Here is a 20,950-nt window from a genome sequence, read left to right as displayed (position 1 = left end):
AGCAAAGATCGCCGTAGCGCGCGGGATAAGGTTCCTTTAAAATGCAACTTCAAATTAAATTGATATCATCAACAAAATGAAGAGCAAGCAAACGCCGCGGCAGGCGCTGAACCTGCCGGCAGGCTATTTTGGTATGGTGCTCGGCACCATCGGAATGGGCTTCGCCTGGCGCTACGCCAGCACGCTCTGGCCGGTTAGCCGCAGCATCGGCGATGGTCTGGTGATGCTGGCGATCGCGATGTGGGCTCTGCTCAGCATGGCGTTTATCAGCCGGGCAATTCGCTTTCCGGCGAGCGTGCTACGGGAGATGCGTCATCCGGTCAGCAGCAGCTTTGTCAGCCTGTTTCCGGCCACCACGCTGCTGGTGGCGATCGGGCTGGTGCCCTGGTGGCGACCGCTGGCGCTGGGATTGTTTGTGCCGGGGGTGGCGCTGCAGCTTGCCTATGCCGCCTGGCAAAGTGGCGGCTTGTGGCGGGGGACGCATCCTCACGAGGCCACCACGCCGGGGCTCTATCTGCCCACGGTGGCCAATAATTTCATTAGCGCGATGGCCTGCGGCGCGCTGGGATTTACCGACGCCGGGCTGGTGTTCCTCGGCGCCGGGGTCTTCTCCTGGTTGAGCCTCGAGCCGGCGATCCTCCAGCGTCTGCGCAGCGCGGGCGAGCTGCCGACGCCGCTGCGCACCTCGCTGGGGATCCAGCTGGCGCCTGCGCTGGTGGCCTGCAGCGCCTGGCTCAGCGTCAACGGTGGGGAAGCGGATACCTTCGCGAAGCTGCTGTTTGGTTACGGCCTGCTGCAGCTACTGTTCATGCTGCGCCTGATGCCCTGGTATCTTCGCCAGCCGTTCAATGCTTCCTTCTGGAGCTTCTCGTTCGGTATTTCCGCGCTGGCCACTACCGGCCTGCATCTCGGCCAGGCCAGGGCGGACGGCTTTTTTCACCATCTGGCAATGCCGCTGTTTATTTTTAGCAATCTGGTTGTCGGCCTGCTGTTACTGCGCACAATTTTGCTGTTGGTGAGCGGGAAACTGCTGGTACAGGTCGACCGGGAAACACTCCTGAATAAGAAGGAAGGATCATGACAACGCGTGACGCGGATTATTTTAGTGAAAAATATGGCCTGACACGCACCCATTCCGAGGTGCTGCATGCTGCGACAGTGGTGCCGCCGGGGCGGGCGCTGGATCTGGGCTGTGGCAACGGGCGTAACAGCCTTTATCTGGCGGCGAACGGATTCACGGTGACGGCGTGGGATAAAAATCCGATGAGCATCAATAATCTGGAAAGTATTCGCGCTGCCGAGGCGCTGGAAAATCTCCGCACCGCGGTAACCAACCTCAATAGCCTGACCTTTGATGGGGAGTATGACCTGATCCTCTCCACCGTGGTGATGATGTTCCTGGAGCCTGACACCATCCCGGGCCTGATCGCCAATATGCAGCGCTGCACCGCCGCCGGCGGCTATAACCTGATTGTGGCGGCAATGGATACCGAAGATTATCCCTGCACCGTCGGCTTCCCGTTTGCCTTTAAACCCGATGAGCTTCGTGATTATTACCAGGGCTGGGAGCTGCTGAAATACAATGAGGACGTCGGCGAGCTGCATCGCACCGACGCCAACGGCAATCGCATCAAACTGCGCTTCGCCACCCTGTTGGCGCGCAAGCCTGCCTGAGACGCGGCGGCGTGGGAAGCTGAGCATGGCCCGCGCCGCATTCCCCGCCAAAGCGTGGGCAAGACAGAGATCCGTTGCGGCGAAAATGAGCCTGGAAAACCGCGCAATACGCTTTTTAAGTGATTATTTAATAACGTAATGTTCATCCTATCAATATTTATAAATCTTCCTTGACGAAGCCCTTTTTTTGTCACAAAACTAGTGGGTCCTATTTGCTATAACGTCTGCCGAAAAAAAACTGCATTTACAGGGATCTCTCTATGCGTACTCGCGTTTTACTGAAAGTCGCCGCTCTGGCGGGAATATTGGCGTTGACCGGCTGTGCGGCGAAAGTGGCGCAACCGAATCAGTATTCGGGCTTCTTAAAAGATTATTCCAGTTTGAAAGAAACGACCTCTGCCTCCGGCAAGCCGGAGCTGCGCTGGATCGATCCGAACTTCAATCCAGCCAACTATGACAATATCGTTTATCACCCGGTGACCTACTATCCGGTACCGAAGCCGACCACCCAGGTAGGGGAAAAGGCGCTGCAGGATATTCTTAACTACACCAACAAAGAGCTGAAACAGGCTATTTCCGAGCGTAAACCGCTGGCCACTACCGCCGGCAAGCGCAGCCTCATCTTCCGCGGGGCGATCACCGGGGTGGATTCCAGCAAAGAGGGGCTGCAGTTCTATGAAGTGATCCCGGTCGCTATGATTGTCGCCGGCACCCAGGCCGCCACCGGCCATCGTACCATGGACACCGATCTGTACTTTGAGGCGGAGGTCATTGACGCCAGCACCAATAAGCCGGTCATCAAGGTCGTTCGTAAAGGGGAAGGCAAAACCCTGGCGAATGAGAATACGCCACTGACCGTCGATACCCTGAAGCAGGTGATCGATGATATGGCGGTCGACGCCGTCAAATTCGATCCCTCTCAGCGTTAATCGTGCCAGCGCCGTCTGACGACGGCGCTGTTTCTCTTCTGTCTCCTCAGGCCAGCCTTCGGCGCAGCAGCAGCTGTTCCGGTTTGGCAAACATTACCAGGTTACCCAACAGGATCAGCGCCAGCCCGATCACGGCGTTGCTGTGCCAGATATACCCTTCATAGACGGTGGAAATGGATAATGCGACCAGCGGAAACAGCAGCGTACTGTAGGCGGCTTTGCTGGCGCCAATGCGCCCCACCAGAGTGAAATAGGCCCCAAAGGCAATGACCGAACCGAACAGCGCCAGGTAAAGCAGGGCGCCGAGGTAGCTGACGGTCCACTCCGGCATAAAATTATCGCCACGTAGCAGGGCGATCGCGCCCATCACCAGCGTCCCGTAGAGCATCGCCCAACTGTTGGTGGTGAGGGTTTCCAGCCCTCGCCGCTGGTGGCGAATGCTGAACATATTGCCCAGTGAAAAGCCGTAGGTGCCCAGGGCGCTCAGACCGATCCCCCACAGCAGCGAGGCGTTTAGCCCATTGGCCAGCAGGTCATCCCAGAACAGGGTGACGATACCGGCGAGGCCCAGCGCGGCGGCGGCCCAGAAGCGGCCCGGCGGCTGCTGGCGAAAAAAAAGAAAGCTGTTAATGGCGTTAAACAGTACGGCCATGGAAAAGATCACCGATTCCAGACCGGTGTTGATCCAGGCCGCGGCGGTATAAAAACACCAGAAATTAAAGCAGAAGACGCAGCAGCCCTGCAGCAGGCAGCAAAAGTGATCTTTCGCGCCCAGCGGCCGTAGCCGTCGCGTGACAAGCAGAATCGTCAGCATCGTGATGCTGGCCACGGCAAAGCGCCAAAAAATGGATACCGGCGCCGCCACCGGCCCTTGTTGTAAAAAAATCGCAATCCACGTTGTCCCCCAGATCACGACAACGAGTGCATAAAGTAATGCGTTCACCCTGACTCTCCTCTGCTTGTTGAAGGGAGGAGTATGCCGCCTGTCGCAACCGGCAGCTTTCACCCGCTTGTTGTCGGCTTGCAAATTCTTGCGCTTATTTGTCATTCGCCTGCGGTGAGGACTGGAAACCGCGCCGGAGTCTCCCTAGACTAGAGCTTTTACGGGCAGATGCGTGAAGGCAATGGGTTACGGGACGTTTGAAACATTACGGCGACAGAACGCGGTGCTGCGGGGCACGGTGGAGCTGAATTCCGGAATTCAACTGGCCGCCTGGTACAACAATTGCGATACCGTGACGGTGCGCAGCGATCACCATACGTTGAGCCTGTACGTCGCCGATGGCTATGAAAGCTATCAAAAGACGCCGCACGGCTGGAAAAATGGCGGCGGCCCGGATCGCTTTTGTCTGATGCCGAAAGGCGATGAGAGCGTCTGGGATATCCGCGGCGATCTGTCTTTTGTGCATCTCTACTGTACCGATGAGCACCTGCGCCGCGTCGGCGAAGAGGTGTGGGATCGTAGCCCGGCAAACTTCACCCTGCAGGAAAAAACCTTCGCCAGCGATGACAAAATCACCGCGGTGTACCGCCAGTTTTTACTGGCCAATGACTGGCGACAGCCGGCGAACCAGTTGACCCTCAGCGCCGCCAGCAGCTTACTGCTCACCCATCTGATCCAGCACTACTCCACCGTGCAGTGGCGTTTGCCGACGGTCACCGGAGGGCTGGCGCCGGGCGTGAAGCGTCACGTGCTGGCCTGGATCGATGCCCACCTCGATCAGCCGCTGACCCTGGCCGACCTGGCGCAGCAGGCGGGACTCAGTGAGTTCCATTTTGCCCGCATGTTCCGCCAGTCGTTGAATATGGCCCCGCATCAATATGTGATGCAGGAGCGAATGGCCAGGGCGCAAAATCTGCTCTGCCACAGCGCGCTGCCGTTAACGGAGATTGCGCTGGTCTGCGGCTTCAGCTCCGCCAGCCATTTCAGCCATCGGGTGAAAGCGGCCACCGGCCTGACGCCGTCCCAGCTAAGGGCGGCGCAGCGCGGATAACACGCCATAGCTTACCCCACCAAGCACCACGCCCCAGAAGGCCGAACCAATTCCCGCCAGCGTCACGCCGCTGGCGGTGACCAGAAAGGTCAGTACTGCCGCATCGCGTTCACTGGCCTGATGTACCGCCTGAAACAGGCTGCCGCCGATGGTGCCGAGCAGCGCCAGGCCGGCCAGCATCTGGATCCACGCCGCGGGTAAAGCCGACATCAGGGCGGTGATCGACCCGCCGAACAGACCCGCCAGCAGATAAAAACCGCCTGCGGCCATGGCCGCCAGCCAGCGCTGTTGCGGATCCGGGTGCGCCTCCGGACTCTGGCAAATCGCAGCGGTGATCGCCGCGATGCAGATGGAGTAGACCCCAAACGGCGCCAGCAACAACGCCAGACCTCCACAGGCGACGAGCAGTGCCGATACCGGTACGGTGTAGCCGGATGCCTGCAGCGTGGCGAACCCGGGGGCGTTCTGCGAGGCCATGGTGACGAGGAAAAATGGCAGGCCGACACTGAGCAGCAGCGCCGGGGTAAACTGCGGCGCGATCCACTCCGGTGCCGCGAAGGCCAGCGGTACGGCCGTCCTGGCGACGTCCCCGGAGGCCGCCGCGATCAGCGCCCCCACCACCAGCGCGGCGACTACCGCGAAGCGGGGCCACAGCGCTTTACAGAGAAGCCAGGCGGCGAGCATGCCGCCGCACAGCAGCAGATGTTCCTGCAAGCCGGCGAAGGCCTGCAAACCGAAACGCAGCAGGATCCCGGCCAGCATCGCGGCGGCCAGTGAATGGGGAATGATCTTCATCAGCCGGGCAAACAGGCCCGTCACGCCGCAAAGGACGATCAGCGCGTTGGCAAAGATAAACACCCCCACGGCCTCGGCGAGGGTGACTCCCTGTAGACCGCTGACCAGCAGCGCGGCGCCCGGCGTTGACCAGGCGGTGAGCACAGGAACTTTACGCCAGCCGCTCAGCGCAAGGGTGCTGATACCCATGGCGAGGCCAAGGGCCGTCATCCAGCCGGCGATCTGCCCGGGGGTAGCGCCAGCAGACGCAGCAGCCTGCCAGATAATGGCGGCTGAACTGGCGTAGCCCACCAGTACAGCGACGAAACCCGCCAACAGAGTAGGAAGAGGAAGGGTAAACGAGCGCATAGGATTCTCTTGTGCGTTATAACATACGAATACTCTATCACTGTGCGTTATAGCGCACAAGGTGCGGATGTGGAGAGCGTAAGACACCTGTTCTCACGGTGATATGCCGAGAAACGCCCTGTAGAATCAGGCAAATGGGGATATACTCTTGCCTGTACAAGTCAGGAGGTAGGATGAATATTGCGCAACATCTGGCGGCAACGCTCAAAACCCTGCGCCAGCAGCGTGGCTGGAGTCTCTCTCGTCTGGCAGAAGAGACGGGGGTGTCGAAAGCCATGCTGGGGCAGATTGAGCGTAATGAATCGAGCCCGACGGTGGCGACGCTGTGGAAGATTGCCACCGGGCTGAACGTGCCGTTTTCGGCGTTTATCGTTCCGGACGCCAGCGCAGCGCCTTCCGCTTTTGATCCGCAGCAGCAGGCGATGGTGGTGACCCCGGTCTTCCCGTGGGACCCGGAGCTGCGCTTTGACCATTTTTCGATAACCCTTGCCCCCGGCGCGTTGAGCGAATCGACGCCGCATGAGAAAGGGGTGATTGAACATGTGGTGGTGATTAGCGGCGCCCTGGATCTCTGTTTACAGGGGGAGTGGCATTTACTGCAGCCAGGGGAGGGACGGCGCTTCGCCGGCGATGAGGCGCATGCGTATCGTAACCGCGGCGTTCAGGCGGCCCATTTCCATTCTCTTATCCATTATCCAAAAGAAAAAACCGCGGGCGAACCCGCGGCCAGACAAGATGACTGATGATAACCACTCACAACGTGACGAGGAAAATCCGGAATACGAGATGACAGTACGCTGCGCGAGGATGTGAAGGAACTATCTTTTCCGTCAATACTTTGCTGAAAAATGAAAATTCGTCGTCGCGCGACGGTGGAAAAGGTTTTCGTCTGTGCCCGGTTCTGACTACAATAGCCGCCATTTCGACCCCCTTATACTGGATAACAACACGCGTATGCGCCTGCACAATCATCGTCTTGAACTTCTTAGTCCTGCCCGCGACGCCGGTATCGCTCGCGAAGCGATCCTCCACGGCGCCGACGCCGTTTATATCGGTGGGCCTGACTTTGGCGCTCGTCACAATGCCAGCAACAGCCTGAGCGACATCGCCGGTCTGGTGCCTTTTGCCCATCGCTATGGCGCCAAAATCTTTGTCACGCTGAACACCATTCTGCATGATGATGAGCTGGAGCCGGCGCAGCGGCTGATTACCGATCTTTATGAGGCGGGCGTTGACGCGCTGATTGTGCAGGATATGGGGAGCATGGAGCTGGATCTGCCGCCGATTGAGCTGCACGCCAGCACCCAGTGTGATATCCGCAGCGTGGAAAAAGCGAAATTTCTCTCCGACGCCGGCTTCAGCCAGATCGTGCTGGCGCGTGAACTGAATCTCAGTCAGATCAAAGCTATTTATGACCATACCGACGCCACCATTGAATTCTTTATTCATGGCGCGCTGTGCGTGGCCTATTCCGGGCAGTGCAACATTTCGCACGCCCAGACCGGACGTAGCGCCAACCGGGGCGACTGCTCGCAGGCTTGCCGCCTGCCGTATACCCTGAAAGACGATCAGGGACGGGTGGTGGCCTATGAAAAACATCTCCTGTCGATGAAGGACAACGATCAGACCGCCAACCTGGCGGCGCTGATCGACGCCGGGGTACGTTCCTTCAAAATTGAAGGCCGTTACAAAGACATGAGTTATGTGAAAAACATCACTGCGCACTACCGTCAAATGCTGGATGCCATTATCGAAGACCGCGGCGATCTGGCGCGCGCCTCGGCAGGGCGCACCGAGCACTTCTTCATTCCCTCTACCGATAAAACCTTCCATCGCGGCAGTACCGACTACTTCGTCAATGCCCGCAAAGGCGATATCGGCGCGTTTGATTCGCCGAAATTTATCGGGCTGCCGGTGGGCGAAGTCTTGAAGGTGGGGAAAGACCATCTTGATGTCGAAGTGAGCGAACCGTTAACCAACGGCGATGGCCTTAACGTGATGATCAAGCGTGAAGTGGTGGGCTTCCGTGCCAATACGGTGGAGAAAACCGGCGAAAATCGCTATCGGGTGTGGCCGAACGAGATGCCGGCGGATCTGCATAAAGCGCGTCCGCACCAGGCGCTCAACCGTAACCTCGATCACAACTGGCAGCAGGCGCTGCTGAAGACCTCCAGCGAACGCCGCATCGCCGTGGACGTTACGCTGAGCGGCTGGCAGGAACAGCTGGTTCTGACCATGACCTGTGAAGATGGCGTCAGCGTGACCCATACTCTCGACGGAGCGTTCGCCGAAGCCAACCAGGCAGAAAAAGCGCTGGCCAATTTGCGTGACGGTGTCACAAAACTGGGGCAGACCATTTACTACCCGCGCGACGTGCAGGTCAACCTGCCGCCACTGTTTGTCCCCAACAGGCTGCTCAACCAGCTGCGTCGTGAAACGGCTGAAATGCTGGACGAAGCGCGCCTCAACGCCTGGCAACGCGGCACCCGCAAGCCGGTCTCCGTACCGCCGCCGGTCTATCCGGAGACCCATCTCTCCTTCCTCGCCAACGTCTATAACCATAAGGCGCGGGCCTTTTACCAGCGCTATGGCGTGCAGCTGATTGACGCCGCCTATGAAGCGCACGAAGAGAAGGGCGATGTGCCGGTGATGATCACCAAACACTGCCTGCGGTTTGCGTTTAATCTTTGTCCGAAACAGGCGAAAGGCTCCATCAAGAGCTGGAAAGCCACGCCGATGCAGCTGATCCACGGCGATGAAGTGCTGACCCTGAAGTTTGACTGTCGCCCGTGCGAAATGCATGTCGTCGGGAAGATTAAAAACCACATCCTCAAAATGCCGCTTCCCGGGAGCATCGTCGCCTCCGTCAGCCCGGATGAGCTGATGAAGACCCTGCCGAAGCGCAAAGGAGCCTGATCCAGCGCGACGCTACGGGCAATGCGGCGCCCGCGGTTTGCGGGCATCCTGCCAGCGGTGATGCTCGTTCAGATCGGCGGCGGCCTCCTCGCACTGGCTGCGAAGCTCGTCGCTGTCCGCCTCGTGCAGCAGCTGCTGTTCGAGGCTCTGCACCGGAAAGTAATCGTGCCCCTGGCGGTGGGCCAGCAGATGTCCTGAAAACAGCGCGCACAGCAACAGCAGCGCGCTCATGCTTCTCCTCAACATACCTTTACTCTGCGAATCAATGGGGTGGGCTTACTATGCCAGGCGTTGTGCAGGTTTTTTTCTCGGCTTCTCAAAGAAGGGCAAGAGTTTGTCAATGTCAGCTGAAAGAAGGTGAAAAAAAGCCTGGCGCAGAAGGCCAGGCCTGAGGGGTTATGCTTTTGGCGGCAGCGGTTTCCCGCTGTGCTCGCCGCCTTTTGGTGGCTGCTTGCCGTCACGCTGCGGCTGCTTGCCACCATGCTGCGGCTGTTTGCCATCATGCTGCGGCTGTTTGCCATCTCGTTGTGGCTGCTTGCCGTTGTGTTGCGCTTGCTTACCATCGTGTTGGCCGTTTTTCGCCGGCGGTTTACCCTGATGCTGCGCGCCTTTTTCTGGCGGCGGTGGCGGGTTGTCGGCAGCGAACGCCCATGACGATATTCCCAGCGTCATCACGGCGGACAGTAAAGCTAACTTCTTCATAGCAATATCCTTTCTTCTGATGTATCGCCGTATTTCATCAGGCAAAAGTGAAGATAAGATGGAGAAATCCCTTTTCGGACTTCTCTGCATCCCACTCAGACTTTTAGCCCTGCGGCGGTCATCAGCAGGCGAAACAGCAGGCTGATGGCGGCCAGCGTCAGTACGCTGCCTCCCCAGAGCGCGATCAGCCACAGCAGACGTTTAGGCCAGGCAGTATGCATCAGTGATATCCCTCCCCGGGCTGAACTTTGCCGCGGAACACGTAATAGCTCCAGCAGGTGTAGCCAAGAATGACCGGAATAATCAGCAGTGCGCCCACCAGCATAAAGCCCTGGCTTTGCGGGGGAGCGGCAGCCTGCCACAGCGTGATGGCCGGCGGGATAATATGCGGCCAGATGCTGATCCCCAGTCCGCTAAAGCCGAGAAAGACCAGGCCCAGCGTCAGCGTGAAGGGCGAAACATGGCGGTCGCGCTGATGCAGCGTACGCCACAGCCAGCCGCTGATGAGGATCACCAGCAGCGGCACCGGCAGCAGGAAATAGAGATTCGGCAGGCTGAACCAGCGGGCGGCAATTGCCGGGTGCGCCAGCGGAGTCCACAGGCTGATGACGGCAAACACAGCCAGCAGGGCAACCAGCAGCTGCCGCGATGCGCTTCGCATCCGCTGCTGCAGCGCGCCTTCGCTTTTCATCACCAGCCAGGTGGCGCCGAGCAGCGCATAGGCCACGCACAGCCCGAGTCCGCAAAACAGGCTGAACGGGGTCAGCCAGTCAAACATGCCGCCGCTGAAGGCGCGACCGCTGACGGTGAAACCGTTGATCACCGCCCCGACCACCACGCCCTGGCTGAAGGTCGCCAGCAAGGAACCGCCAAAAAAGGCACGGTCCCAGAAGGGCCGGTGCGACGGGGTGGCCTGGAAGCGAAACTCAAAGGCGACGCCGCGAAAAATCAGGCCGATCAGCATCAGGGTCAGGGGGATCGACAGGGCGTCGATTATCACCGCGTAGGCGAGGGGAAAAGCGCCAAACAGACCAGCGCCGCCCAGTACCAGCCAGGTCTCATTGCCATCCCACACCGGGGCGACGCTGTTGACCATTACGTCGCGCTCGGTGCTGCCCCGTACTGTGCCGAACAACATCCCGATGCCCAGATCAAAGCCATCCATGACAATGTACATCAGCGTGGCAAAGACGATAATCATGAACCAGATCACCGATAATTCGATACCCATTAGCGGGACTCCTTCTGCAGATAACCTTCAGTGGCGGCGGACAGCGGGCGGGCTGGCGTACCGGTTGTCGCGGGCTGCACCTCCTGCGGCCCCTTACGGATCAGGCGCAGCATATAGCTGTAGCCGACGCCGAAGACGGCGCTGTAGACCACGATAAAGGTCAATAAACTGACCGACATATGCAGATCGCCGTGGGCGGAAACGGCGTCAGCAGTGCGCTGAACGCCATACACCACCCATGGCTGACGGCCCACTTCGGTGGTCACCCAGCCAGCGAGAATAGCAATCAGTCCTGAAGGGCCCATCCATAGCGCAAAGCGCAGAAATGGCCGGGAATGGTACAGTCGGCCGCCGCGACGCAGCCACAGGGCCAGTACGCCGAGCAGGAGCATTAGCATGCCAAGACCGGCCATCAGGCGAAACGACCAGAACACCACGGTTGCGTTCGGGCGATCCTCAGGAGCGAACTCCTTCAAGGCCGGCACCTGTTTATCAAGGCTGTGGGTGAGGATCAGGCTGCCCAGGGCCGGGATCTCAAGCCCGTAGCGGGTGCGCTCCTGCGCCATATCAGGCCAGCCAAACAGCAGCAACGGCGTTGCCTCGCCCGGCGGGTTTTCCCAGTGGCCCTCAATGGCGGCTATTTTCGCCGGCTGGTGTTTCAGGGTATTCAGACCATGCATATCGCCGATCAGCGCCTGGACGGGGGCGACCAGCAGCGTCATCCACAGCGCCATAGAGAACATCTTACGGATCGCCGGCGACTGATTGCCGCGCAGCAGATGCCAGGCCGCCGAGGCGCCGACAAACAGCGCGCTACTGAGAAACGCCGCTACTGTCATATGCAGTAAGCGGTAGGGGAACGACGGGTTAAAGATCACTGCCAGCCAGTCGACGGGCACCACCTGGCCGTCAACGATCTCAAACCCCTGCGGGGTCTGCATCCAGCTGTTGGAGGCGAGGATCCAGAAGGTCGAGATGATGGTGCCCAGCGCCACCATGCAGGTGGCGAAAAAATGCAGCCCCGGCCCTACGCGGTTCCAGCCGAAGAGCATCACCCCGAGAAAGCCCGCTTCCAGAAAGAACGCTGTCAGGACTTCATAGGTCAGCAGGGGGCCGGTAATGCTCCCCGCGAACTGAGAGAAACCGCTCCAGTTGGTGCCGAACTGATAGGCCATCACCAGCCCGGAAACCACCCCCATGCCGAAGTTGACGGCGAAGATTTTCGACCAGAAGTGGTACAGCGAACGCCAGGTGGGATTTTTGCTTTTTAGCCACAGACCTTCGAGTACCGCCAGGTAGCTGGCCAGCCCAATAGTAATGGCGGGAAAGATAATATGAAATGAGACCGTAAAGGCGAATTGAATTCGCGCAAGATGGAATGCATCAAGACCGAACATGCAGGACTCCACTACAAAATTGATTCAGCGCAATTTTAGGCAGGGTGGTGGCTGGGGGGCAGAGGCAGTCGCGCCATTTTTTATCATAACAGTTGGCCTCTGTTATGATTTTTCACCTCGCGTCCCAATCATCGGCCGGTACGAATAAATACCGATGGGGTGGGTCGCTTAACCAACAGACCAGCGGAGATTTGGCCGTTATCCCGGGAGCGGTTGATCGGCGGACTCGGCCGCCGGCACGGCACTGTTTCTGGCCGGAATAATATATCCCGAATATCACGCGTTGCTGTATTAATTCTTGCGATAATGCACAACGAGTTTTAGCGTCATTTATTCTCACGCATTAGTATGAGAATAAGTAAAAACGCTGAGCGGGTTAATCGTAAATTAAATAATAATAAATTGTCGACTCCGTGGGTAATTTGTACTGTATGCGCTCGGGAATAAATAAAAAGGAATGCCCATGTCTGAAAAAGGATTACAGAGTTTGTGCATTACGCTCGGCGTGATGATTATCTTCTGGTTTGCGTTAATCTTACTATTCTGGGGGGTGATATTTTAAACCTATCCCGTGCTGTGACGGGACGCGACTGCCGCTGCAGATATAACAGTTACAGCAAACTATGATTTTTTTATAACTGATATATGATAATGGGAGGTTATCGTACGGGGACGGCCGCAATGAAAAAGTATCAACAGCTGGCGCAACAGCTGACCGAACAGATCGCGCTTGGCGTCTGGTTGCCTGGCGATCGGCTGCCGTCGCTGCGCGAGCAGGTGATCAGCAGCGGCATGAGCTTTATGACCGTCAGCCATGCCTATCAGCTGCTGGAAAGCCAGGGGCGCATCGTCGCCCGTCCGCAGTCGGGTTATTATGTCGCCCCTCAGCCGGTGAAGCTTAGACAGCCGGCGCCGCCTGCCCAGGTGACCCGCGATGAAGCTGTCGATATCAATACCTATATCTTTGAGGTGCTACAGGCCAGCCGCCAGGCGTCGATGCTGCCCTTTGCCTCGGCCTTTCCGGACCCGCGTCTCTTCCCGCTGCAGCAGCTTAACCGCTCGCTGGCGCAGGTGAGCAAAACCGCCACCGCCATGAGCGTCATTGAGAACCTGCCGCCGGGCAATGCCGAGCTGCGGCACGCCATTGCCCGACGCTATGCCCTGCAGGGGATGAACATCTCGCCGGATGAGATCGTGATTACCGCCGGGGCGCTGGAGGCGCTTAACCTCAGTCTGCAGGCGGTGACCGAGCCGGGCGACTGGGTGGTGGTGGAAAACCCCTGTTTCTACGGCGCCCTGCAGGCGCTGGAGAGGCTGCGCCTGAAGGCGCTGTCGGTGGCGACCGACGTCAAAGAGGGCATTGACCTGACGGCGCTGGAAGCGGCCCTGCAAAATTACCCGGTCAAGGCCTGCTGGCTAATGACTAACGGACAAAACCCGCTCGGCTTCACCCTTAGCGCCGAAAAAAAAGCGGCGCTGGTGGCGCTGCTGGCGCGCTATAACGTGATGCTGATAGAAGATGATGTCTACAGCGAGCTTTACTTTGGTCGCGAGAAACCGTTACCAGCGAAATACTGGGACCATCAGGATATGACGCTGCACTGCAGCTCATTTTCAAAATGTCTGGTGCCCGGGTTTCGTATCGGCTGGGTGGCGGCCGGCAAACAGGCGCGGCGGATCCAGCAACTGCAGCTGATGAGTACGCTCTCCACCAGCTCGCCGATGCAGCTAGCCCTGGTGGATTATCTGTCCACCAAGCGCTATGACGCCCACCTGCGCCGTTTGCGCCGCCAGCTGGCGGAGCGTAAACAGCTGGCCTGGCAGGCGCTGCTGCGCCATCTGCCGCCAGAGGTTATCGTCCACCACAGCGACAGCGGCTACTTTCTGTGGATTGAGCTGCCGGAAGGGGCCGACGCCAGTGAGCTAAGCGCCCGGGCGCTGGCCTCGCACATCAGCATTGCCCCAGGAAAAATGTTCTCCACCTCCGCCAGCTGGACCTCATTTTTCCGTTTTAATACCGCCTGGGGCTGGGGGGAACGCGAAGAGCAGGGGGTGAGGCGGTTGGGTGAACTTATTCGTGAGCAGCTTACCTGACGACTCAGGCTATTTTCCGTCGCCATCAACTCTCGGGAAAAATAAACGAGGGTGAGTTTTTATTGAGGCCGGTCATTATTTTACCGGCGCTCATCATAGGAAATACGCATACCCCTCCTTTTTCTCTAACTCGTTGTCTATAATCCATAAAGTCCTGCTTGTGTTGGCGATTTTTGCGTAATGCGTCCCGGGTCACAACCTGAATAAATTCCCCAGGGGGCGTTAATCCGCTGACTACCCTTATTTCAGGAGATATTTTTACGGCACGGCTGCCGCTAATTACCTTGTGACAGGAGTAACACCTGATGAGCAAAAAATTTGCCCGTTGCAGCCTTTATGTGCTGAGCATGGCCTGTTTGACCGTGCAGGCGGCAGAGCCACTCACCTCGCTGGATAAACCGGAAGGGCGGCTCGATATTATTGCCTGGCCGGGGTATATCGAACGCGGCCAGACAGACAAGCAGTACGACTGGGTCACTCAGTTTGAAAAAGAGACCGGGTGTCAGGTTAATGTCAAAACCGCCGCTACCTCTGACGAGATGGTCAGCCTGATGGCCAAGGGGGGCTACGATCTGGTGACCGCGTCGGGCGATGCCTCGCTGCGTCTGATCATGGGCAAACGCGTTCAGCCGATTAATACCGCGCTGATTGCCGGCTGGCGCACCCTCGATCCACGCATTGCGCAAGGAGCATGGTTTAACGTCGGCGGTAAAGCCTACGGCACGCCGTATCAGTGGGGGCCGAACCTGCTGATGTACAACACCCGTGTATTCCCGACGCCGCCGGACAGCTGGAGCGTGGTCTTCGTTAAACAGAACCTGCCGGACGGCAAAACCAATCAGGGACGCGTGCAGGCCTATGATGGCCCGATCTATATCGCTGACGCCGCGCTGTTTGTCAAAGCCACCCAGCCGCAGCTGGGGATCGAAGATCCCTATCAACTGACCGAAACCCAGTATAACGCGGTGCTGAAAGTACTGCGCGACCAGCAGCCGCTGATCCATCGCTACTGGCATGACGCCACCGTACAGATGAACGACTTCAAAAACGAAGGGGTGGCCGCCTCCAGCTCGTGGCCCTATCAGGCCAACGGCCTGAAGGCTGAAGGCCAGCCCATCGCCACCGTGTTTCCGAAGGAGGGGGTGACCGGCTGGGCGGATACCACCATGTTGCACAGCGAAGCGAAGCATCCGGTCTGCGCCTACAAATGGATGAACTGGTCGCTCACGCCGAAGGTGCAGGGCGATGTGGCGGCGTGGTTCGGCTCGCTCCCGGTGGTGCCAGAGGGGTGTAAAGCCAGCGCGCTGCTCGGTGACAAAGGCTGTGAAACCAACGGCTATGACCAGTTTACCCGGATCCATTTCTGGAAAACGCCGGTTGCCGAAGGCGGGAAATACGTACCCTACAGCAGATGGACTCAGGACTATATTGCGATAATGGGCGGCCGCTAAGGACGGGAGGCAGACAATGACGTACGCGGTCGAGTTTCAGAATGTATCGCGCCTGTACGGCGATGTGCGGGCCGTAGATGGGGTTAGCATAGGCATTCGCGATGGGGAATTTTTCTCGATGCTGGGGCCCTCCGGTTCGGGTAAAACCACCTGCCTGCGGCTGATTGCCGGTTTCGAGCAGCTCTCCGGCGGCACCATCCGTATTTTCGGTCAGCCGGCCAGCGAACTGCCGCCCTGGCAGCGGGATGTGAATACGGTGTTCCAGGACTATGCGCTGTTTCCCCATATGTCGATCCTCGACAACGTCGCCTACGGCCTGATGGTCAAAGGCATGGCGAAGAAAGCGCGCCATGCCCGCGCCCAGGAAGCGCTGGAAAAGGTGGCCCTTGGCTTTGCTCATCATCGTAAGCCTTCTCAGCTCTCCGGCGGCCAGCGGCAGCGGGTCGCTATTGCCCGGGCGCTGGTGAACCAGCCGCGGGTGCTGCTGCTCGATGAGCCGCTGGGTGCGCTGGATTTGAAGCTGCGCGAGCAGATGCAGGTGGAGCTGAAAAAGCTGCAGCAGTCGCTGGGGATAACTTTTATCTTCGTGACCCACGACCAGAGCGAAGCGTTGTCGATGTCAGACCGCGTGGCGGTGTTTAACAATGGGCGCATCGAACAGGTGGATGCGCCGCAGGATCTCTATCTGCATCCGAAGACCGCGTTTGTCGCTGGCTTTGTCGGCACCGCCAACGTTTTTGAAGCCGAGGCGGCCCGGCGATTGTGCGGCATGCCGGGTAGCTGGTCGCTGCGTCCGGAGCATGTTCGCCTGCAGGGCGGCGGCGAGGTTCAGGTTCAGGGCGTAGTGCAGGCGGTACAGTATCAGGGGGCGGCGACGCGGATTGAGCTCAGGCTGGCGGAGGGGGACAAGCTGCTGGTCAGCCAGGCGAATATCGATGGCGCGGCGGCAGCCAGCGCCCCGCGAATGGGGCAAACGGTGCTGGCGTCATGGTCGCGGTCGGCGATGACCCCGCTGGAAAGCGGAGGCTGAGATGACCATGGCGATGATTCCTGCGCAGGCCGGGCGCGTATCCGGGATCTTCTGGCGTCGGCCAGCATTGGGCCTGTTTTTACTGCTGCTCGGGCCGCTGATGTGGTTTGGTATCGTCTATCTGGGATCGCTCCTGACCCTGCTGTGGCAGAGTATTTATACCTTTGACGACTTCACCATGTCGGTGACCAGCGACTTTACGCTGGCCAACCTGCGGGCGCTGTTCAATCCCGCCAATTACGACATTATTGTCCGTACCCTGGTAATGGCCCTGAGTGTGACGCTCGCCAGCGCCATGCTGGCGCTGCCGATGGCCTGGTACATGGCTCGCTATACCAGCGGCAAAATGAAGGCTTTCTTTTATATCGCGGTGATGCTGCCGATGTGGGCCAGCTATATCGTCAAAGCCTACGCGTGGGTACTGCTGCTGGCCAAAGATGGTGTGGCGCAGTGGTTTCTGGGCCATCTTGGACTGGAAGGGGCGCTGAATGCGCTTCTGACCGTCCCGGCGATCGGCGGCAACACCTTGTCCACCTCCGGGCTGGGACGCTTTCTGGTGTTTGTCTACATCTGGCTGCCGTTTATGATCCTGCCGGTGCAGGCGGCGCTGGAGCGCATTCCGGGCTCCTTGCTGCAGGCGTCGGCCGATCTTGGCGCCGGGCCACGACAGACCTTCCGCTATGTGGTTCTGCCGCTGGCTATCCCTGGTATTGCCGCCGGATCGATTTTCACCTTCTCGCTGACGCTGGGCGACTTTATCGTGCCGCAGCTGGTCGGGCCGCCGGGGTACTTTATCGGCAACATGGTCTACTCGCAGCAGGGGGCGATAGGCAATATGCCGATGGCGGCGGCGTTCACCCTCGTGCCGATCGTGCTGATTGCCCTTTATCTGGCGTTCGTGAAACGTCTGGGAGCCTTCGATGCACTCTGAACGCGCACCCTGGTATCTGCAACTGGCGACCTGGGGCGGCGTGGTGTTCCTCCACTTCCCGCTGCTGATCATTGCCATCTATGCTTTTAATACGGAGGATGCGGCCTTCAGCTTTCCGCCGCAGGGGCTGACGCTACGCTGGTTTAGCGAGGCAGCAGGGCGTAGCGATATTCTCGAATCCGTGACGTTGTCACTTAAAATTGCCGCCCTGTCGACGGCCATTGCCTTAGTACTTGGCACGCTGGCTGCAGGTGCCCTGTGGCGCAGCACTTTTTTTGGTAAGAATGCGGTATCGCTACTGCTGCTGTTACCGATCGCCCTGCCGGGGATCATTACCGGCCTGGCGCTGCTGACGGCGTTTAAAGCCGTCGGTCTCGAGCCGGGGCTACTGACCATTGTGGTGGGGCACGCGACCTTTTGTGTGGTGGTGGTCTTTAACAACGTCATTGCCCGCTTTCGTCGGACCTCGTGGAGCCTGGTGGAAGCCTCGATGGACCTGGGCGCGACCGGCTGGCAGACCTTTCGCTACGTGGTGTTGCCCAATCTGGGATCGGCGCTGCTGGCGGGGGGAATGCTGGCCTTCGCCCTGTCGTTTGATGAAATTATCGTCACCACTTTTACCGCGGGGCATGAGCGAACATTGCCGCTGTGGTTACTGAATCAGCTGGGGCGGCCGCGCGATGTGCCCGTCACCAACGTTGTCGCGCTGTTGGTGATGCTGGTAACGACGATACCAATCTTAGGGGCCTGGTGGCTCACCCGCGACGGCGATAACGACGCCGGAAACGGGAAATAAAACCATGAAACAGGATAATGCTATGCAACACAACCTTTTGATAAACGGTAAGTTAGTGGCAGGTGAAGGCGAAAAGGTGCCGGTATACAACCCTGCGACCGGCGATGTGATCCTGGAGATTGCCGAAGCGACAGCGGCCCAGGTCGATGCCGCCGTTGAGGCGGCGGATCGGGCGTTCGATGCCTGGAGCCAGACAACGCCGAAAACGCGCTCGGAATGCTTGCTGAAGCTGGCGGACGCTATCGCGGCGCAGGCGGAGACCCTGGCGCAGCTGGAGTCGCTGAACTGTGGCAAGCCGTTGCACTGCGTGATTAACGATGAGATGCCGGCCATTGCGGACGTCTTCCGCTTCTTCGCCGGCGCCGCCCGCTGCCTGCCGGGAATGGCCGCCGGAGAGTATCTCGAAGGGCATACCTCAATGATCCGCCGCGACCCGGTGGGCGTGGTGGCCTCTATCGCCCCCTGGAATTATCCCCTGATGATGGCGGCCTGGAAGCTGGCCCCGGCGCTGGCGGCAGGCAATTGCGTGGTGATAAAACCCTCGGAGATCACCCCCCTGACGGCGCTGAAGCTGGCGGAGCTGGCAAAAGATATCTTCCCCGAAGGGGTGATCAACGTGCTGTTTGGCCGCGGCAAAACGGTAGGCGACCCGCTGACCTCGCATGCCAAAGTGCGAATGGTGTCGCTGACCGGGTCGATTGCCACCGGCGCCCATATCATCAGCCATACCGCCTCGTCGATCAAACGCACCCACATGGAGCTGGGCGGCAAGGCGCCGGTCATTGTTTTTGACGACGCGGATATCGATGCGGTAGTCGACGGGGTACGAACCTTCGGCTTTTATAACGCCGGCCAGGACTGCACGGCTGCCTGCCGGATCTACGCTCAGCAGGGTATTTACGACCAACTGGTGGAGAAACTTGGGGCGGCGGTGGCCAGCCTGAAAATGGGTGCGCCAGAGGATGCCTCTACCGAGCTGGGACCGCTGAGCTCGCTGGCGCATCTTGAAAGGGTTAGTGCCGCAGTGGAAGCCGCAAAGGCACTACCGCATATTAAGGTGGTCACCGGCGGTCGCCGGGCTGACGGCGCGGGCTATTACTTCCAGCCGACGCTGCTTGCCGGCGCCCGGCAGGAAGACGCCATTGTGCAGCGCGAAGTGTTTGGCCCGGTGGTCAGTGTGACGCCTTTCAGCGATGAAGCGCAGGCCCTGAGCTGGGCGAATGATTCCCAGTATGGTCTGGCGTCCTCAGTATGGACGAAAGATGTAGGCCGTGCCCACCGGCTTAGTGCCAGGCTGCAGTATGGCTGCACCTGGGTCAACACCCACTTTATGCTGGTGAGCGAAATGCCGCACGGCGGCCAGAAACTGTCGGGCTACGGAAAGGACATGTCGATGTATGGCCTTGAGGATTACACGGTGGTCCGCCATGTCATGGTTAAGCATGGCTAAAGCATTGACCCTTTAGTGGCTGGCGATGATTGCGCGACGGTTGTGTTAGTTCGCTAATAGTCACAATGGCAAAAATTGTCAAAACTCTGCGAGGGGGATATGAGATTATTCTGATGCCCCTTCAAGAGCTAAGCCAATGTGAGTGCCGGAGATAAGCGCCGGATGGGGTCCGCCAGTCACCCTGGGCGCGTCGCGCCCGGCGGGTGAGGCGACAGCGTCGCGGTTCGCGACCGTATACTGGCCTCTGCCTGTTGGCAGGGGCTTTTTTATGCCCGCCGCATCGCGGGATGAAGACCGAATGACCATCAGGAAACGCATCGTCTGGCCGCCATTCAGCGCTTGGTTTTTTTGCTCGGTAAACTGGCGCTACGACGGTCACGAATATAGGAAATAAGATTATACACCGCCGCGACCAGCAGGATCAGCGCGATGACCAGCGTGATGATTCCGGACATATCCACCTCGAAATATAAAAAGCGCCCTGGCGCCAAAACATTACTAATAGTTATGAATGTAAGTATTATCTGAATGGAAGGCAAATGATATTTGTTGTCATTTAGCGCTATTTTTGGCGATTAACCGCGAGATCCACAATGAAGGGGTTATGTAACAACGGCTTGTAGCGGCCTTTTATCGTATTAAGATGGAGGCCCTGCGCGGAATATCGCATTTTTGGTGAATGCGGCGACAATCTTTTCCCCCTGAGAACGGGGACATATTATCTTTATCAGACCAATGGAATTGCCCTGAACCGAAATTATTTCACGACTATAAATAAGGATTTAATATTTGCTGTTATTGCATGATATTTGTTCTGAATATTAAATATTCCGTGAGTCCGGCCAAAATGCGGGCTGCAGGCGGGTTGCGGGTGCTCCCGGGTTTGACTTTCCGTCGCTGCTCATGCGATCATTTAGCGCATATTAGGTTTTAACGTTGATGTCGTTGTGAAAATTTTGGCTTTTATTCTGCTGGCTATCGGCGCTGTGACGCTGAGCTATGGTAACGCCCCGGCAAAACGCATTCAGGGCTGTGAGAACGCGGGAGTGGGGCAGGCCGTCTGCGCTGCCGCCGAATGGGATAGCGAACAGATGAATTTTCTGCCGCACTATAACCCGGAGCTTAATAAGGTTATTGCGGCAGGCCAGGCAGCACCTGTCGCTTATAACCTTTATAATATCGCCCGTGTTCGCGCGTAAAAAAGCAGCCCCT

Annotated in this window: 22 protein-coding genes; 13 read left to right on the top strand and 9 right to left on the bottom strand. The window is 58.5% G+C overall.

What is annotated here, in order from left to right; translation table 11 throughout:
• Nucleotides 1-76: 76 nt before the first annotated feature.
• From tehA to SPE70_RS14255, 3 genes are all read left to right on the top strand, one after another.
• Entirely contained in the window at nt 77-1,081 is a 1,005-nt protein-coding gene (gene tehA / locus SPE70_RS14265) for a dicarboxylate transporter/tellurite-resistance protein TehA (RefSeq protein WP_008804667.1), read from the top strand.
• Nucleotides 1,078-1,674, top strand: coding sequence for a tellurite resistance methyltransferase TehB (gene tehB, locus SPE70_RS14260; RefSeq protein ID WP_022065561.1), 597 nt, complete (start codon nt 1,078-1,080; stop codon nt 1,672-1,674). The genes tehA and tehB overlap by 4 nt, the downstream gene beginning before the upstream one ends.
• Before the next feature lie 260 nt (nt 1,675-1,934).
• Nucleotides 1,935-2,603: a DUF3313 domain-containing protein gene (locus SPE70_RS14255; RefSeq protein WP_004143788.1), complete on the top strand. Its 669-nt coding sequence runs from the start codon at nt 1,935-1,937 to the stop codon at nt 2,601-2,603.
• A gap of 46 nt (nt 2,604-2,649) precedes the next feature.
• On the opposite strand, the gene SPE70_RS14250 is transcribed toward SPE70_RS14255, so the two are convergent.
• Nucleotides 2,650-3,546 (bottom strand): DMT family transporter, encoded by an 897-nt coding sequence (locus SPE70_RS14250; protein ID WP_012968061.1) that lies wholly within the window; start codon nt 3,544-3,546, stop codon nt 2,650-2,652.
• 181 nt (nt 3,547-3,727) lie between these two features.
• On the opposite strand from SPE70_RS14250, the gene SPE70_RS14245 reads away from it, so the two are divergent.
• Nucleotides 3,728-4,597, top strand: coding sequence for a helix-turn-helix domain-containing protein (locus tag SPE70_RS14245; protein ID WP_064170285.1), 870 nt, complete (start codon nt 3,728-3,730; stop codon nt 4,595-4,597).
• On the opposite strand, the gene SPE70_RS14240 is transcribed toward SPE70_RS14245, so the two are convergent.
• On the bottom strand, nt 4,574-5,740 hold the full coding sequence (locus SPE70_RS14240) for a benzoate/H(+) symporter BenE family transporter (RefSeq protein ID WP_012541551.1): 1,167 nt from the start codon (nt 5,738-5,740) through the stop codon (nt 4,574-4,576). The genes SPE70_RS14245 and SPE70_RS14240 overlap by 24 nt on opposite strands.
• A 173-nt stretch (nt 5,741-5,913) precedes the next feature.
• On the opposite strand from SPE70_RS14240, the gene SPE70_RS14235 reads away from it, so the two are divergent.
• The gene (locus SPE70_RS14235) at nt 5,914-6,483 is read left to right on the top strand and encodes a helix-turn-helix domain-containing protein (RefSeq protein ID WP_008804673.1); all 570 of its coding nucleotides are present in this window, start codon (nt 5,914-5,916) and stop codon (nt 6,481-6,483) included.
• A 10-nt stretch (nt 6,484-6,493) separates the two neighbouring features.
• Here the strand turns inward: SPE70_RS14235 and SPE70_RS14230 are convergent, their stop codons facing one another.
• Nucleotides 6,494-6,661 carry a hypothetical protein gene (locus SPE70_RS14230; RefSeq protein WP_012541552.1) on the bottom strand — a complete coding sequence of 56 codons (168 nt, stop codon included), beginning with the start codon at nt 6,659-6,661 and terminating at the stop codon, nt 6,494-6,496.
• 33 nt (nt 6,662-6,694) lie between these two features.
• Here SPE70_RS14230 and SPE70_RS14225 point away from each other — a divergent pair, with 33 nt between their 5' ends.
• On the top strand, nt 6,695-8,656 hold the full coding sequence (locus tag SPE70_RS14225) for a peptidase U32 family protein (protein WP_324726341.1): 1,962 nt from the start codon (nt 6,695-6,697) through the stop codon (nt 8,654-8,656).
• 12 nt (nt 8,657-8,668) lie between these two features.
• Here SPE70_RS14225 and SPE70_RS14220 read toward each other — a convergent pair whose 3' ends face one another.
• The 5 genes from SPE70_RS14220 to SPE70_RS14200 all read right to left on the bottom strand — a co-directional run bounded on the left by SPE70_RS14220 (nt 8,669) and on the right by SPE70_RS14200 (nt 11,986).
• Nucleotides 8,669-8,902, bottom strand: coding sequence for a DUF2554 family protein (locus tag SPE70_RS14220; protein WP_012541554.1), 234 nt, complete (start codon nt 8,900-8,902; stop codon nt 8,669-8,671).
• Between the two features lie 150 nt (nt 8,903-9,052).
• A complete protein-coding gene (locus tag SPE70_RS14215) occupies nt 9,053-9,358 on the bottom strand; it encodes a hypothetical protein (protein WP_046881369.1) in 306 nt (101 codons plus the stop codon).
• 95 nt (nt 9,359-9,453) lie between these two features.
• A complete protein-coding gene (locus SPE70_RS14210; RefSeq protein ID WP_002907461.1) occupies nt 9,454-9,579 on the bottom strand; it encodes a DUF2474 domain-containing protein in 126 nt (41 codons plus the stop codon).
• On the bottom strand, nt 9,579-10,589 hold the full coding sequence (cydB, locus tag SPE70_RS14205) for a cytochrome d ubiquinol oxidase subunit II (protein WP_064165806.1): 1,011 nt from the start codon (nt 10,587-10,589) through the stop codon (nt 9,579-9,581). The genes SPE70_RS14210 and cydB overlap by 1 nt, the downstream gene beginning before the upstream one ends.
• On the bottom strand, nt 10,589-11,986 hold the full coding sequence (locus SPE70_RS14200) for a cytochrome ubiquinol oxidase subunit I (protein WP_008804678.1): 1,398 nt from the start codon (nt 11,984-11,986) through the stop codon (nt 10,589-10,591). Before SPE70_RS14200 ends, cydB begins: the two co-directional genes overlap by 1 nt.
• Before the next feature lie 681 nt (nt 11,987-12,667).
• Between SPE70_RS14200 and SPE70_RS14195 the strand changes: the two genes are divergently transcribed.
• The 6 genes from SPE70_RS14195 to patD all read left to right on the top strand — a co-directional run bounded on the left by SPE70_RS14195 (nt 12,668) and on the right by patD (nt 19,738).
• Nucleotides 12,668-14,080: an aminotransferase-like domain-containing protein gene (locus tag SPE70_RS14195; RefSeq protein ID WP_008804679.1), complete on the top strand. Its 1,413-nt coding sequence runs from the start codon at nt 12,668-12,670 to the stop codon at nt 14,078-14,080.
• Between the two features lie 305 nt (nt 14,081-14,385).
• Nucleotides 14,386-15,531 carry a putative ABC transporter substrate-binding protein YdcS gene (gene ydcS, locus SPE70_RS14190; RefSeq protein WP_008804680.1) on the top strand — a complete coding sequence of 382 codons (1,146 nt, stop codon included), beginning with the start codon at nt 14,386-14,388 and terminating at the stop codon, nt 15,529-15,531.
• A gap of 16 nt (nt 15,532-15,547) precedes the next feature.
• Nucleotides 15,548-16,561, top strand: coding sequence for an ABC transporter ATP-binding protein (locus SPE70_RS14185; RefSeq protein WP_008804681.1), 1,014 nt, complete (start codon nt 15,548-15,550; stop codon nt 16,559-16,561).
• Nucleotide 16,562: 1 nt separating this feature from the next.
• Nucleotides 16,563-17,492 (top strand): ABC transporter permease, encoded by a 930-nt coding sequence (locus SPE70_RS14180; RefSeq protein WP_012541559.1) that lies wholly within the window; start codon nt 16,563-16,565, stop codon nt 17,490-17,492.
• Nucleotides 17,482-18,288: an ABC transporter permease gene (locus SPE70_RS14175; protein WP_008804683.1), complete on the top strand. Its 807-nt coding sequence runs from the start codon at nt 17,482-17,484 to the stop codon at nt 18,286-18,288. Before SPE70_RS14180 ends, SPE70_RS14175 begins: the two co-directional genes overlap by 11 nt.
• Nucleotides 18,289-18,310: 22 nt before the next feature.
• Entirely contained in the window at nt 18,311-19,738 is a 1,428-nt protein-coding gene (gene patD / locus SPE70_RS14170) for an aminobutyraldehyde dehydrogenase (protein WP_012541560.1), read from the top strand.
• A 332-nt stretch (nt 19,739-20,070) separates the two neighbouring features.
• Here the strand turns inward: patD and SPE70_RS14165 are convergent, their stop codons facing one another.
• Nucleotides 20,071-20,193 carry a small membrane protein gene (locus SPE70_RS14165; protein ID WP_004175940.1) on the bottom strand — a complete coding sequence of 41 codons (123 nt, stop codon included), beginning with the start codon at nt 20,191-20,193 and terminating at the stop codon, nt 20,071-20,073.
• A 492-nt stretch (nt 20,194-20,685) separates the two neighbouring features.
• Here SPE70_RS14165 and SPE70_RS14160 point away from each other — a divergent pair, with 492 nt between their 5' ends.
• Nucleotides 20,686-20,937: a hypothetical protein gene (locus SPE70_RS14160; protein ID WP_008804685.1), complete on the top strand. Its 252-nt coding sequence runs from the start codon at nt 20,686-20,688 to the stop codon at nt 20,935-20,937.
• Nucleotides 20,938-20,950 lie beyond the last annotated feature (13 nt).

Origin of the sequence: Klebsiella sp. ZJOU C1 (genome assembly GCF_035620215.1) — a bacterium.
GTDB lineage: Bacteria > Pseudomonadota > Gammaproteobacteria > Enterobacterales > Enterobacteriaceae > Klebsiella > Klebsiella variicola.
Note: the sequence above shows the minus strand (reverse complement) of the source record. Positions and strands in the feature narration are given on the sequence as shown.